Origin of the sequence: Kocuria sp. ICS0012 (assembly GCF_001665945.1) — a bacterium.
GTDB classification, from domain to species: domain Bacteria; phylum Actinomycetota; class Actinomycetes; order Actinomycetales; family Micrococcaceae; genus Kocuria; species Kocuria marina.
In genome coordinates this window covers 1-12,868 of the sequence record NZ_LZMM01000002.1, presented here as the reverse complement: position 1 = coordinate 12,868, position 12,868 = coordinate 1, and the positions used below count along the sequence as shown (strand labels likewise).

General features: G+C 67.8%; 12 protein-coding genes, 2 tRNA genes and 1 pseudogene. 8 read left to right on the top strand and 7 right to left on the bottom strand.

All coding sequences use genetic code 11. The features are described from left to right. Both A5728_RS00145 and A5728_RS14355 read left to right on the top strand, forming a co-directional pair. Positions 1 to 713 (top strand): annotated as a pseudogene (locus A5728_RS00145) (IS3 family transposase); the annotation flags it as partial. 182 nt (positions 714 to 895) lie between these two features. After that, complete coding sequence (locus tag A5728_RS14355; protein WP_367405179.1) at positions 896 to 1,198, top strand: tyrosine-type recombinase/integrase; 303 nt, start codon at positions 896 to 898, stop codon at positions 1,196 to 1,198. Between the two features lie 49 nt (positions 1,199 to 1,247). Here A5728_RS14355 and A5728_RS00140 read toward each other — a convergent pair. The 5 genes from A5728_RS00140 to A5728_RS00120 form a co-directional block, all read right to left on the bottom strand. Next, positions 1,248 to 1,337 (bottom strand) — tRNA-Ser (locus tag A5728_RS00140). Positions 1,338 to 1,400: 63 nt separating this feature from the next. Then, positions 1,401 to 1,883: a tRNA adenosine(34) deaminase TadA gene (tadA, locus tag A5728_RS00135; protein ID WP_082943114.1), complete on the bottom strand. Its 483-nt coding sequence runs from the start codon at positions 1,881 to 1,883 to the stop codon at positions 1,401 to 1,403. A gap of 6 nt (positions 1,884 to 1,889) precedes the next feature. Continuing rightward, positions 1,890 to 2,558, bottom strand: coding sequence for a hypothetical protein (locus A5728_RS00130; RefSeq protein WP_064845139.1), 669 nt, complete (start codon positions 2,556 to 2,558; stop codon positions 1,890 to 1,892). Between the two features lie 56 nt (positions 2,559 to 2,614). Continuing rightward, a complete protein-coding gene (locus A5728_RS00125; RefSeq protein ID WP_064845138.1) occupies positions 2,615 to 3,898 on the bottom strand; it encodes an ABC transporter permease in 1,284 nt (427 codons plus the stop codon). Then, positions 3,895 to 4,824, bottom strand: a complete 930-nt coding sequence (locus A5728_RS00120; RefSeq protein ID WP_064845137.1) for an ABC transporter ATP-binding protein — start codon at positions 4,822 to 4,824, stop codon at positions 3,895 to 3,897. The genes A5728_RS00125 and A5728_RS00120 overlap by 4 nt, the downstream gene beginning before the upstream one ends. A 156-nt stretch (positions 4,825 to 4,980) precedes the next feature. Here A5728_RS00120 and upp point away from each other — a divergent pair, with 156 nt between their 5' ends. The 3 genes from upp (at position 4,981) to A5728_RS00105 (ending at position 7,264) form a co-directional block, all read left to right on the top strand. Beyond that, the gene (upp, locus tag A5728_RS00115; protein WP_064845136.1) at positions 4,981 to 5,616 is read left to right on the top strand and encodes a uracil phosphoribosyltransferase; all 636 of its coding nucleotides are present in this window, start codon (positions 4,981 to 4,983) and stop codon (positions 5,614 to 5,616) included. A gap of 232 nt (positions 5,617 to 5,848) precedes the next feature. Beyond that, positions 5,849 to 6,649 carry a winged helix-turn-helix domain-containing protein gene (locus A5728_RS00110; RefSeq protein ID WP_064845135.1) on the top strand — a complete coding sequence of 267 codons (801 nt, stop codon included), beginning with the start codon at positions 5,849 to 5,851 and terminating at the stop codon, positions 6,647 to 6,649. Between the two features lie 93 nt (positions 6,650 to 6,742). Beyond that, the gene (locus tag A5728_RS00105; protein WP_064845134.1) at positions 6,743 to 7,264 is read left to right on the top strand and encodes a histidine phosphatase family protein; all 522 of its coding nucleotides are present in this window, start codon (positions 6,743 to 6,745) and stop codon (positions 7,262 to 7,264) included. An 80-nt stretch (positions 7,265 to 7,344) separates the two neighbouring features. On the opposite strand, the gene A5728_RS00100 is transcribed toward A5728_RS00105, so the two are convergent. After that, positions 7,345 to 8,514, bottom strand: a complete 1,170-nt coding sequence (locus A5728_RS00100) for a DUF1524 domain-containing protein (RefSeq protein ID WP_064845133.1) — start codon at positions 8,512 to 8,514, stop codon at positions 7,345 to 7,347. Positions 8,515 to 8,610: 96 nt separating this feature from the next. Continuing rightward, positions 8,611 to 8,683 (bottom strand) — tRNA-Arg (locus tag A5728_RS00095). 315 nt (positions 8,684 to 8,998) lie between these two features. On the opposite strand from A5728_RS00095, the gene A5728_RS00090 reads away from it, so the two are divergent. The 3 genes from A5728_RS00090 (at position 8,999) to A5728_RS00080 (ending at position 12,727) form a co-directional block, all read left to right on the top strand. Next, positions 8,999 to 10,864: a phosphoenolpyruvate carboxykinase (GTP) gene (locus tag A5728_RS00090; RefSeq protein WP_064845132.1), complete on the top strand. Its 1,866-nt coding sequence runs from the start codon at positions 8,999 to 9,001 to the stop codon at positions 10,862 to 10,864. A 127-nt stretch (positions 10,865 to 10,991) separates the two neighbouring features. Continuing rightward, positions 10,992 to 11,480: an Rrf2 family transcriptional regulator gene (locus A5728_RS00085; RefSeq protein ID WP_064845131.1), complete on the top strand. Its 489-nt coding sequence runs from the start codon at positions 10,992 to 10,994 to the stop codon at positions 11,478 to 11,480. Between the two features lie 56 nt (positions 11,481 to 11,536). Next, a complete protein-coding gene (locus A5728_RS00080; protein WP_064845130.1) occupies positions 11,537 to 12,727 on the top strand; it encodes a globin domain-containing protein in 1,191 nt (396 codons plus the stop codon). Positions 12,728 to 12,868 lie beyond the last annotated feature (141 nt).

The window sequence follows — 12,868 nt, the reverse complement described above, 5'->3', positions numbered from 1 at the left end:
GACTGGCTGCGCGCGTGGGCGAAGAAGCATCCCCGCTACGGGTACCGGCGGGCGTATCACGACGCCCGGGGTGAGGGTTGGGCGGTGAACCACAAGAAGATCCAACGCTTCTGGCGAGAGGAAGGCCTCCGCGTCCCGCAGCGGCGCCGCCGCAAGCGCGTTGGGTCTTCGACCGTCGACGCCCCGGCGGCGGTCGCACCGAACCTCGTATGGGCGGTGGGCTTCCAGTTCGACGCCGACGAGCGGGGCTGCCGGATCAAGATCTGCTCCATCGTCGATGAGCACACCCGCGAATGCATCGGCGGGCTCGTGGAGCGGTCGATCACCGCCGAGGCTCACCGCCCACCTCGAAGAGCTCGCCGCCGTCCGCGGAGCACCGGCTGTGCTCCGCAGCGACAACGGGCCCGAGTTCATCAGCGACGCGATGGCCGGCTGGGCGGGCACCCGCACCGGCCTGTTCTACATTCCGCCCGGCTCGCCCTGGCACAACGGATACGTCGAATCGTTCACCAGCCGACTCCGCGACGAGTGCCTCAACATCAACAGCTTCTACTCACTGCTGCACGCCCAGGTCGTGATCGGCGACTGGAAGACCGAGTACAACCATCAGCGTCGGCACTCATCGCTCGGCTACCTACCCCCGGGCCGAGCACGCTCTGCAGTGCACCCATCAATTCGAAACCGACGACTCACAGAGCGACCGGACCGAATGAAGGGGGCGGCCCAGTGCACCGCAACGCGGTCGAGGTCGGCGGGGTGATCCACGAGGGGACCCCAAAGTCGCACAAGGCGGGGTCTGTGCCGTTCCCACGGTTCATCGGGGACCGGCTCGAGACGCTGCTCGAGGGCCGGGGACCGGATGACCTGATGTTCCCCGGGGCCGGACGGCGGGTATCTGCGCTCCGCTCGGGTACACAAGGACAATTACTCGTGGTTCGCGTCAGCGCTGGACGCGGCGGGCGCACCGCGGGTCACTCCGCACGATCTGCGGCACTCTGCGGCCGCGTTCGCGGTGTCGGCCGGAGCGAACGTGAAGGCGGTTCAGCGGATGCTCGGGCACGCGTCAGCGTCCATGACGCTGGACGTCTACGCGGACCTGTTCGATGAGGACTTAAACGCTGTCGCGGCCGCTCTGGATGCGGCTGTTTCGCTGGGCAATGTGTCCAAAATGTGTCCACGGCGCGTCTCTGGCGAATGAACGAGGCCCCTACTCCCTTGCGAATAAAGGGAAGTAGGGGCCTCGCAGTTGGCGGTGACGGTGGGATTTGAACCCACGTTGGCTTTGACACCAAACATCATTTCGAGTGATGCACCTTCGGCCGCTCGGACACGTCACCAACTCCCAGCACTTTACAGCCCGGGGCGCAACCCCTCCAAACCAGGGCTGGGCGCGGCCCGGTTCAGGGGTTGCGGTGGCCCCGGAAGAACTCGTGCAGCAAGGCGGCGCACTCGGCCTCGCGAACCCCGCCCGTGACCTCCACCCAGTGGTTCAGGCGCGGATCACGTACGATGTCGAACACCGATCCGCACGCCCCCGCCTTGGGGTCCCATGCCCCGAACACCACGGTGGGCACCCGAGCCAGCACGATCGCCCCGGCGCACATGGCGCACGGTTCGAGCGTCACCACCAGGGTGCAGCCTTCCAGCCGCCAGGACCCCAGCGCGCGGGAAGCCTTTCGCAGGGCCAGGACCTCGGCGTGGGCGGTGGGATCGCCGTCAGCCTCGCGGCGGTTGTACCCGCGCCCGATGACCCGGCCGTCCGGGTCCAGGACGACGGCGCCGATCGGCACGTCCCCCGTGCCTTCCGTGGCGCGAGCCTCTGACAGAGCCAGGTCCATCCAGCCCGAGAGCTGGATGGACCTGGTGGTGTGCGGTAATGCCACGCTGTGTCAGCGCTGGACGCGGTTCTGGTTGAACCACGCGGAGGTAGGGGCGCGGAACGCGGTCACGATCCACAGGATGTCCACCACGACCTTCACGATCATCAGGATGGCCATGATGATGTTCCACGGCGCGGGGTAGATGAAGACACCGAACAGGCCGAAGATTCCGCTCAGGATGGCGATGGCCGCGAGGACGGTGCCCAGGATGCGAGCCCAGTTCTTGCCCTTCTTCAGGCCGTTGTAGACCAGGAAGTACAGCGCGAGTCCGATGATCAGGCTGATGATGCTGGCGACGGGACCGGTGGTCATGGCCATCTGGCTCGCGCTCTGATCGGCCATTTCCGTGCTCAGGCCCATGTCGCGGTACATCTGGGTGTAGTCCACGCTGCTCGCCGCGATCAGGCCGATGATGCCGTTGAGGACGTAGAGCCCCAGGGACGCCAGGGTCAGCTTGAGCAGCTTGTCCACCGTGGAGGGGCGGTCCATGGTGCCGGTGTACTGGTTGGGGTTGTACTCCGAGGTGCCGTACTTGCCGCCGGTCATGCCGTACTGCTGCCCCTGGGGCGAGCCGTTGACTGCGCCCTGCCCGAGGGGCTGGGGCGGCACGGGCTGGGTCGCGCCCGGGTCACCGTACGGAGGGTTGTGCGGGTTGTTGTTGGGGGTGTCGTTGCTCATGAGGACTGTCCTTCCTGTGCATCGTGCGAGTGATACTGCGTGAGTGTGGGGGGGGATTACTCGTATCGAAGGGCATTGATGGGATCCTGCCGGGCCGCCCGCATGGCGGGGATGGTCCCGGCGAGGAACGCGATGAACATCACTGCGAGGATGATGATCACGATCTTGAGCGGGTCGAACAAGAACAGACTCAGCCCGGGCAGCGAGGAAAGCAACCCGTTGGAGAGGACCCCGCTGAGGATGCTGCCGGTGGCCATGCCCACGGCGGCTCCGATCGCGGAGCCCAGGAAACCGATGAAGATGGCCTCGAGGGAGAACAGGCCGAAAACCTTGCCCCCGCTCATCCCCATGGCCTTCATGAGCCCGATCTCGCGGGTGCGTTCCTGGACGGACATGAGCAGCGTGTTCACGATGCCGAATCCGGCCGCGAGCAGCGCGATGATCGCGAAGGAGTTGAGGATCCACACGATCCCGTTGATCACGGCCCGGAACATCCCGAGCTGGTCCTCGACCGTCACGCCCAGCATGTCGTCGTCCGCGAGCTGGGACTTGATGGGGCCCACCTCGGTGTTGTCGCTCAGGTTGGCCGTGGCGGTGAAGTACGTGTTGGGCATCTCCCGGGGTGAGCCCGAGGTCTGGTACTCGTACAGCTTCCTGTTCAGCTCCGACGAGGGAATGGGGCTGGTGGACGCGCCCGCGAGGGAGGCCTGGCTGATGCCGGAGACCCGGACGTCGAAGGCTCGGGTCTCGCCGACGGCGTTGCGCATGGCGATCGTCACGGATTTGCCCACGGCGTCCTCGTTGGAGTCGAAGTCCAGGGGCGCCACCCAGGAGGCGGGCAGCAGGATCTCGTCCGCGGACCGGTCCGGGGTCTCACCGGCCTCCAGCTGCAGCCCTTCCGCTTCCGCCGGGGAGCCCAGGCTCAGCTGGAACTTCTTGCCGTCGGGGGCCTCCAGGTAGGTGGGCGTGACCATGTACATGGGGTCCACGGACTCCACGCCGTCGATATCCCTGATCTTGTCGATGTCGGCGTCCGTGAGCCCTGCGATCGAACCGAACCCCGTCTGCACATTGGCCCGCTCGGGGTCGTACTCGGTGGGCCCGTCCTCCTGGCCGGAGCCGGGGGTGGAGCGCTCGGACACCTTCTGGACGTACAGGGCGTTCTGGTTACCGAACGCGGCCACGGTCTTGTCGATGTAGTCGTTGACGCCGGTGCCGATGCCCGAGGTCAGCGTGAGCGTGAAGGAACCGATGAAGATGGCGATCACGGTCAGGATGGTGCGGGCCTTGGACCGGAACGTGTTGGCGATCGCCGTGCGCAGCAGATCGAGGAATTTCACGCGGTGGCTCCTGGCTGGTCGGTCGGGCGGTGTGGGGTGTTGGTGGCCCAAGGGGCGGCGTGCTTGCCCGGCCGCACGGGTTCCTGGGCGGCGCGGGTGAGCTCGGCGGCGTCGGCCTCGCTGAGGGTGATCATCTCGCCGGTCGTGGGCTCGGTGATCCGGACGGTCCCGGTGGCGTCGTCGGCGCCCGCCGGGTGCGCGGCGCGGCGCGGCTGCCGATCGACGACGTCGTTCGTGGCCGCCTCCGGGGTCGGTACGATCTGCCCGTCCACGAGGTAGATCTGCCGGGAGCACCGCTGCGCGAGGTCCAGATCATGGGTCACGATCACCAGGGTGATGCCCTTGTCCCGGTTGAGCCCGAAGAGGATGTCCTCCACAACCCGGGACGTTGCCGAGTCCAGGTTCCCGGTGGGCTCGTCCGCGAAGATCACGGAGGGTTCGTTGATCAGGGCTCGCGCGATCACCACGCGCTGTTTCTGACCACCCGAAAGATCGGTGGCCTTGTTCTCGGCCTTGTCCGCCATGTCCAGTTGGTCGAGGACTTCCATGCCGCGGCGTTTGCGCTCACCGGCCGGAACACCCGCGATCTTCAGAGGGAGCGTGACGTTTTCCAACACGCTCTGATTGGGGGTCAGGAAGAACTGCTGGAACACGAAACCGAACGCGGAATTGCGCAGTTCGTTGAGTTCTTTGGCATTCAGATCTCCGGTGGGCTTGCCCTCCAGGGCCACGACGCCGTGCGTGGGGGCGTCCAGCAACGCCAGCAGGTGCATGAGAGTGGATTTGCCCGAACCGGATTTTCCCACCACCGCAACGGACTCGCCCTTGCCGATCTCCAGGTTGATGCCCTTGAGGGCGTCGAAGCGGGTTTCTCCTCTGCCGTAGATCTTGACCAAATTCTCCGTTTCGAGAACCGGAGCCGTCATATTCAGGTGTCCCTTCCGAGGATTGCCGTGCGCAGAACCATGTCGAGTCTCCCGTATGACCCTATGGCACGTCCTCGTCCCCTCGGCTGATCTTCCCCGGCGTGTGATGAATCCGTGACGTCCGCGGGCCCTGCGGCGGCTGCTAGATTCTGAGGTATGCGAGTCACTGTCTTGGATCACCCCCTGGTCGCCCACAAACTGAGTGTGCTGCGCGACAAGGACACCTCCTCCCCGGTGTTCCGGTTGTTGGTGGAGGAACTGGTCACCCTGCTGGCGTACGAGGCGACCCGGGACGTGCGCGTGGAGCCGGTCACGGTACGGACCCCGGTGGCCGAGACCCAGGGGATCGCGCTCGCGTACCCGCGGCCGCTCGTGGTGCCCATCCTGCGCGCGGGGCTGGGCATGCTCGAGGGGATGACCCGGTTGATCCCCACCGCGGAGGTCGGGTTCCTGGGGATGGCGCGTGACGACACCACGCTGGACATCATCACGTACGCCGAACGGCTGCCGGACGATCTCACGGGCCGTCAGGTGTACGTGCTCGATCCCATGCTCGCCACGGGTGGCACGCTGAGCGAGGCCATCAAGTTCCTCTACCGCCGCGGTGCCGAACAGATCACGTGCGTGTGCTTGCTGGCGGCGCCCGAGGGCCTCGACCGGTTGACCCGGGAACTGGACGACAGCGAGGTCAATGTGGTGCTGGCGTCCGTGGACGAACGACTGGACGAGAACGCGTACATCGTTCCCGGCCTCGGGGATGCGGGCGACCGCCTGTACGGCGTCGCGCACTGAGGCCCCGCTCGTCGGCTCTCGGGAAGCATCTCGAGCGGGGAAGTAGCCCCTCATCTCGGCGAGAATGCAATCCATTTCGCCATGGGATCGCGTGAATCAAGAGTAGGTCTCACTATGTGAGAAAAAAACCCATATATTACTTGCCAGTCCAGCCGCGCGTCGCAGAACATGATGATAATGCCGTTTTCCAGGGAATTCATGGGAACGGGGGCATCACGAGGCAGGGGTTCGAATGTCAGGCGCACCGGGTTACGTCCACATCTCGCAGCGACACCGACTGGGTGGAGCCCAGTCCACGGCCCGACCCCGCGGGGCGCATCGCATGGTGGGGACCGCTGAGGATTTCCGACACCTGCGTTCCGTCGCCGCCGAACACGGTGCCGATTCACGCCTGGAACGTCAATCGGGCGCGGGGCAGCAGCCCACTGAGGCCCGCGGCTTCGTGATCTACGTGGGCGTGGACGAGCAAGCCGCCGCCGACCGCGGGATCAACCTCGTGCAGCTCGTGCAGGACGTCCGCCAGTTCATCAGCTCCGCGGTCCCCGAGTCCGATTCCTACGCCGCCGTGGCCCTCGCCCCGGTGCACGCGGAAGGTACGGATCTCGAAGTCGTGCGCAGCGCGTTGGGTGACCCCACGTTCTCGGACCCGGTGATCGAACCCATTGCGCCGCTGCCCGCGGCCGGTGCCGGGAGTGCGATTGACCGTCAGCGGGTGGGCGTGCTGATCGACCTCTCCCGCCGCGAAGTGTTCCTGGACGGGGAGCTGCTGAACCTGACCCACCGCGAGTTCGAACTGCTCAACTACCTCGTGGAGAACGGCACCCGCACCGTGGGTCGCACCGAGCTGCTCGACAGCCTGTGGGGTGACGCCGAGGAGGTCCCCTCCGAGCGCACGATCGACGTGCACGTGCGGCGGTTGCGTTCCAAGCTGGGTCGCTTGGCCAACACCGTGCGCACCGTTCGCGGTCAGGGGTACCGGTTCTACGACCACCCCGAGGTCGTCGTGTGGGCCGCGCCCGAGTACTCCATCTGATCCTCCTCAGTCGCGAGACCGCGCTCACCCGGGAGCGCGCCGTCGCGTTGCTTCCGTGACCGGGCTGCACCCCGCCGTGACACACTGGGGCCCATGGCACCCCACGACCTCAAGCACCTGGTGATCATGCGGCACGGGGAAGCGGACTTCCCGCGGGACGTCCCGGACCACGACCGCCCCCTGGTGACGCGCGGTGCCCGTGAGGCCGCGGACGCGGGACGGTGGCTGGCCGAACATGCCGCGCCGGACATGATCCTGGTGTCCCCGGCGCTGCGCACCCGCCAGACCATCACGTGGGTGTGCCACGAACTCGGGGAGAAGGCCCCCACGCCGCAGTTGTGGGACGGGCTCTACGACGCCACGGACGCGCAGATCATCGCGGCCGTGAACCACGCCCCGGAAACCGTGCGCACCCTCATGGTGGTCGCCCACATGCCCGGGGTGCTGGACACCGTCCTGCGCCTGGCCTCTCGTGACTCGGACCAGGACGCCATGATGGAGGCCGCCACGGGTTTCCCGACCGGGGGCACCGCGGTGCTCGAGGTCCCCGGGGACTGGGCCGTGCTCGACGGCGCCGACGCCCGCCTCACGCGCTTCCACACCCCGGGGGTCTAGAACCCGCACGGTTCCATGCGCCGCGGGCATGGAGCTCATGCGGAGCCCCCTCGGGTGTGGAGTTCACCCCGAGCCGGTGCTCAGCTCCTGGACTCGCAGGCCACGCCGTCGCCGTCGCCGTCCAAGCCGGGACGGTACCCCGGCGTGCCGGCGTAGAGCGGGGCCATCCCCGCCGTGCGCGCCTCGGCGCACCGCGAGAAGTAGACGTCCGCACCCGGAACGCCCGGAGCTCCCGCACCGGGCGCCTCGGCCTCCGCGACGGCAGCGTCCGCAGGATCGGATCCCGCGCCCGCACCGGGTGCGGCCGGAGCTGGTGCCACAGGAGCCGATGCCTCCGGAGTCGAGGGCGCCTCGGCCGCTGCCGCTTGCGCAGCCGGCGCCTCGGTCACGGGAGCCGCGGGTGAGTCCGCGGGATCCAGGATGGGACGCGCTTCGGGCAGCGGCTGCTCGGGGCACGTGTCGAGCACGCGCACCATGGCGTTCTTCTCGGCGTCGGTGACCCACAGCTCGTAGCGCTGCTTGACCGCGATCTGGGTGGCCACGTACTCGCAGCGCTCGCCGGTGCGCGGCGGCAGCCACGTGGCGGCGTCCGCGTCCGACTTGGTGTTGTTGCTCGGCCCGTCCACGGCGAGCAGGTTGAGCGGGTCGTTCGCGAGTTCGGTGCGCCGCGCGGCGTCGAGCTGCTGCGCGCCCTTCTGCCACGCGTCCGACAGTGCGACCACGTGATCGATCTGCACCTGTGAGCTCGTGGCCTGCCCGGCCACGAAGTCGATCGTCTCTCCGGTGTACGGGCTCTCGAGCGCCCCGGAGCTCACGTTGCACCCGTGCGTCCCCGGCTTGACGGCGATCCCCGTGAGGTCCCGGCGCAGGATGTCGTTGCGAGTGTCGCAGCCGTTGTGATCGGTGTCCGCCCAGCGCGGGCCGAACTGGTCCCGCGAGTAGTCGGTCTTGGGCGCGCGCCCCTTCACGGGCAGGTCCCCGAGCGCGGCCAGCGCGGTCCCGGCCGCCGCATGATCAGTGGCGTCCTGCGGGGACGACGCCGCCGCGGGGGACGTCGCGTCTTCCGTGCCCCGGGTGGGGGACGGTGACTGCGCGGCGGGCGTCGTCGTCGGGGCCGCAGCGCTCGTGGTCGCGGAGGCGGATGGGGAGGGTGCCGCCGAATCGGTGGGAGCCGCGCACCCCGTGAGAGCCAGCGCGAGCGCCGCGGCGCCCAGGGCGAGACGACGAACAGGGGTCGTGAGAGGGGACACGGCGGTACCTCGATCCTGGAGCCGATCCTGATACCGAGGCGCGGCGGTGAATGAGAAGGACCCCGCATCCTGGGGGATGCGGGGTCCGACAAGAAGTGCGCCCGATAGGATTCGAACCTACAACCTTCTGATCCGTAGTCAGATGCTCTATCCGTTGAGCTACAGGCGCTCCTGAAGCAACGGCCAAGGCCCTTGCAACGGGTAATAACTTACACCCGCCGGTGCCCGGCGACAAATCGCGCCGGAGCGGTGCCCTCGCGGTGCCGGGGCGGCTGGGCGGTCCGAGCCGTGTGGTCGGGGCCGCGATGTGGTGTAACTCGCGTTCCGGAAGGCCACCCCCGCGATAGACTCCAGGCACACCCGCGCGCAACCCCCTGCGAGGTCGGCCCCCGGAACCGTTCCACAGTGACGTGGCAAGCATGAACGGGCGGCGCACCTCGGCGGGAAGCGGCACGTACGACGGCCTCAACGAGGAGACATGTCAATGGCTGACAACGGCACAGCAACCACCGGGACCACCGCCCTAAACCGCGAGGTCCAGCAGTCCCTGGACAATCCCCCCACGGATTACCGGGAGCTCGTGGACTGGGTGCGTGGGATCGCCGAGCTGGCCCAGCCGGATCGCATCCACTGGGCAGACGGTTCGGAAGCCGAGTGGACCCGGCTCACCGACCTCATGGTGGAGGCGGGCACCCTGGTCCGGCTCTCGGACGAGAAGCTCCCCAATTCCTTCGCGGCGTTCTCGGACCCCGAGGACGTGGCCCGCGTGGAGGAGCGCACGTTCATCTGCACCAAGACCGAGAAGGGTGCCGGTCCCACCAACAACTGGGAAGACCCCACGGCCATGAAGGAGACGCTGACCAAGCGTTTCAATGGGGCCATGCGCGGCCGCACCATGTACGTGATCCCGTTCGTGATGGGTTCCCTGGACGCCCAGAAGCCCCAGTACGGCGTGGAGATCACGGACTCGCCCTACGTGGTGTGCTCCATGCGGATCATGGCCACGATCGGCACGCCCGTCCTCGAGAGGATGTCCCGCGACAAGGCGGAGTTCGTGGAGTGCGTCCACTCCCTGGGTGCCCCGCTGCAGCCCGGCGAGCAGGACGTGCCGTGGCCGTGCAACCCCGCCAAGTACATCGTGCAGTTCCCCGAGGACCGGGCCATCTGGTCCTTCGGCTCCGGTTACGGCGGCAACGCACTGCTGGGCAAGAAGTGCTACGCGCTGCGCATCGCCTCGGCGATCGCCCATGACGAGGGCTGGCTGGCTGAGCACATGCTCATCCTCAAGATCACCGACCCGCAGGGGGAGTCCCACTACATCGCGGGGGCGTTCCCCTCCGCGTGCGGCAAGACCAACTTCGCGATGCTCGAGCCCACCATCGAGGGTTGGAAGGCCGAGATGGTCGGGGACGACATCGCCTGGATCCGCTTCGGCAAGGACCACACCCCGCGCGTGGTCAACCCCGAGGCCGGCCTGTTCGGTGTGGCACCCGGCACCGGGTGGTCCACCAACCCCAACGCCATGCGGGCGATCGAACGCGGCAACACCATCTTCACCAACGTGGCGCTGACCGACGACGGCGGCGTGTGGTGGGAGGGTATGACCGACGACATCCCCGAGCACCTCACGGACTGGAAGGGCAACGACTGGACCCCCGAGTCCGGCCGCCCCGCCGCGCACCCCAACTCCCGGTTCTGCACCCCCATCAAGCAGGTCGAGATCCTGGCCCCCGAGTACGACGACCCCGAAGGTGTGCCGCTGTCCGCGATCATCTTCGGTGGCCGCCGCAAGACGACCGTGCCCCTGGTCTCCGAGTCCTTCGGGTGGGAACACGGCGTCTTCCAGGGAGCCACGCTGTCCTCCGAGACCACCGCGGCCGCCAAGGGCGCCGTGGGTGTGGTGCGCCGTGACCCCATGGCCATGCTCCCGTTCATCGGCTACAACGCCAATGACTACCTGGAGCACTGGCTGGACACCGGAGCCCGCGTGGGCGAGGAGAACATGCCGCGGATCTACTACGTCAACTGGTTCCGCCGCACCCCGGAGGGCGGTTTCGCGTGGCCCGGCTTCGGGGAGAACTCCCGCGTGGTCAAGTGGATCGTCGAACGCCTCAAGGGCACCGCGGAGGGACACGAGACCCCCGTGGGTGTGGTCCCGGGCAAGGAGGACCTGGACCTGACCGGCCTGGACATCTCCGACGCCGATCTCGAGGCCGCGCTGCGCGTGGACAAGGACGAGTGGCTCAACGAACTGCCCGGGATCGACGAGTGGTTCGCGCGCCTCGGCGACGTGCCCGAGGTGATCCTCGAACAGCGCGCCGGGCTCGAGGACCGGTTGCGCAACAGCTGACGCCGGTCTCCCGATCCGCGTTGTCACGCGGTCGGGGCCATCCTGTATGATCACGCCGCGCGGCCAGACCGGCCGCGCGGCGTCGTCATCGGTGGGCTGAGGGCGGGCCGGTGACGAAGGGACAACTGTGCGGCTGACAGCTTTTTCTGACATCGCGCTGCGGGTGCTGCTGCTCATGGGGGGGCTGCCCCCGGACACCATGATGTCCACGCAGCGCATCGCGGACGGCGTGGGGGCGCCGTACAACCACGTGGCCAAGACGGTGGCCAAACTGCGCGGGATGTCCCTGTTGTGCTCGCAACGCGGGCGCGCTGGCGGGGTCATGCTCACGGACGAGGGCCGGGAGGCCAGTGTGGGCCAGGTGCTGCGGATCCTGGAGGCGGACACCGCGATCGTGGAGTGCGAGGCGGACGAGGCCGCGTGCCCGCTCAACCACGGCTGCCGGCTGCGCCGGGCCCTGGCCGGGGCGCGTGAGGCCTTCTACCGGGAACTGGACGGCATCACCATCGCGGACCTCGTGAACCCCCGCCAGGTGGGCCCCATCGCGGTGCAACTGGGGCTGCGTCCCCCGAGCGTGCGAACCCCCGCCACCAGGGGTGGAGCGTCGGTTCTTTAACGTGCATTTCAAATGCTAAATTGACTCTCGTCACACCGCGATGAGAGGAAATCATCATGCTGTCCCAGAAGTCCCGCCCGGTCATCGAGCAAACCATCGGCGTGATCGCCGAGCGGATCCCCGCGATCACCCCCGAGTTCTACAAGTCCATGTTCAACGCCCGCCCCGATCTGCTGGACGGCATGTTCAGCCGTTCCAACCAGAAGAACGGCACCCAGCCGCAGGCGCTTGCCGGTTCCATCGCGGCCTTCGCCTCGCACCTGCTCAACCACCCGGACTCCTACCCGGACGAGGTGCTCTCGCGCGTGGCCCACAAGCACGCGTCCCTGGGATTGCTGCCCGAGGAGTACCCCACCGTCCATGAGCACCTGTTCGGGGCCATCGCCGCGGACCTGGGTGACGCCGCGACCCCCGAGGTCGTGGCCGCATGGGACGAGGTGTACTGGCTCATGGCGGATGCGCTGATCAAGCTCGAGAAGGGCCTCTACGGTCAGCAGGCCAATGACGTCATGTTCGCGCCCTTCAAACTCGTGTCCAAGGAGGACATTGCCGAAGGCGTGGTGGCGTTCGAGTTCGAACCCGCGGACGACACCCCGCTGACCCGCTCCATCCCCGGTCAGTACGTGACCATCCAGGTCAAGGTCAAGGACGGGATCCGCCAGCCCCGCCAGTTCACACTGGTGCCCTCCCAGGAGGGCCACCGCCGCGTGGTGATCCGCAAGGATCCCCACGGCGAGGTCACGCCCATCCTGCACGAGGACATCAACGAGGGCGACGTCCTGGAGATCTCCAACCCCTACGGTGACGTGGTGTTGGACGAGGGCCACGGCTCGCTCGTGCTGGCCTCGGCCGGCATCGGCACCACACCCATCGTCGCGTTCCTGGACCGCCTGGCCAAGGAGGGTTCGCAGCGCAAGGTCACCGTGCTGCACGCGGATCATTCCAAGGAACGCTGGCCCGGCCGCCAGATCATGGAGCGTCTCGTGGACAGCCTGCCCAACGCCACGATGATCACCTGGATGGAGACCCCCGGTGAGGGCGACCACGAGGGCTTCATGAACATCGCGGACGTGGACCTGGACGTGGACGAGGACACCAACGCGTTCATGTGCGGCCCCCTGCCCTTCATGAAGGCGCTGCGCTCGCAGCTCATCGAGAAGGGTGTGCCGGGGCGCAACATTCACTACGAGATCTTCGGTCCCGACCAGTGGATGCTCCACGATGAGGCGCGCGCCGCGAACGCCTGAGCCTCCCTGACATGACGACGACGCCGCGTGGCCACCTGGGCCGCGCGGCGTCGTCGTGTTCTGCGGGCCGTCCCGGGCAGCCCGCGGCGGGTGCCCGGGGATGGCGTTTCGAGCGGGGGGGCCGCGGGTGGGACCCGCGGC

What these genes read in the sequence shown, in the direction of transcription:
- A5728_RS00130 (WP_064845139.1), bottom strand. Translation starts at nt 2,558, where the DNA reads ATGAGCAACGACACCCCCAACAACAACCCGCACAACCCTCCGTACGGT.
- A5728_RS00120 (WP_064845137.1), bottom strand. Translation starts at nt 4,824, where the DNA reads ATGACGGCTCCGGTTCTCGAAACGGAGAATTTGGTCAAGATCTACGGC.
- upp (WP_064845136.1), top strand. Translation starts at nt 4,981, where the DNA reads ATGCGAGTCACTGTCTTGGATCACCCCCTGGTCGCCCACAAACTGAGT.
- A5728_RS00110 (WP_064845135.1), top strand. Translation starts at nt 5,849, where the DNA reads ATGTCAGGCGCACCGGGTTACGTCCACATCTCGCAGCGACACCGACTG.
- A5728_RS00105 (WP_064845134.1), top strand. Translation starts at nt 6,743, where the DNA reads ATGGCACCCCACGACCTCAAGCACCTGGTGATCATGCGGCACGGGGAA.
- A5728_RS00090 (WP_064845132.1), top strand. Translation starts at nt 8,999, where the DNA reads ATGGCTGACAACGGCACAGCAACCACCGGGACCACCGCCCTAAACCGC.
- A5728_RS00080 (WP_064845130.1), top strand. Translation starts at nt 11,537, where the DNA reads ATGCTGTCCCAGAAGTCCCGCCCGGTCATCGAGCAAACCATCGGCGTG.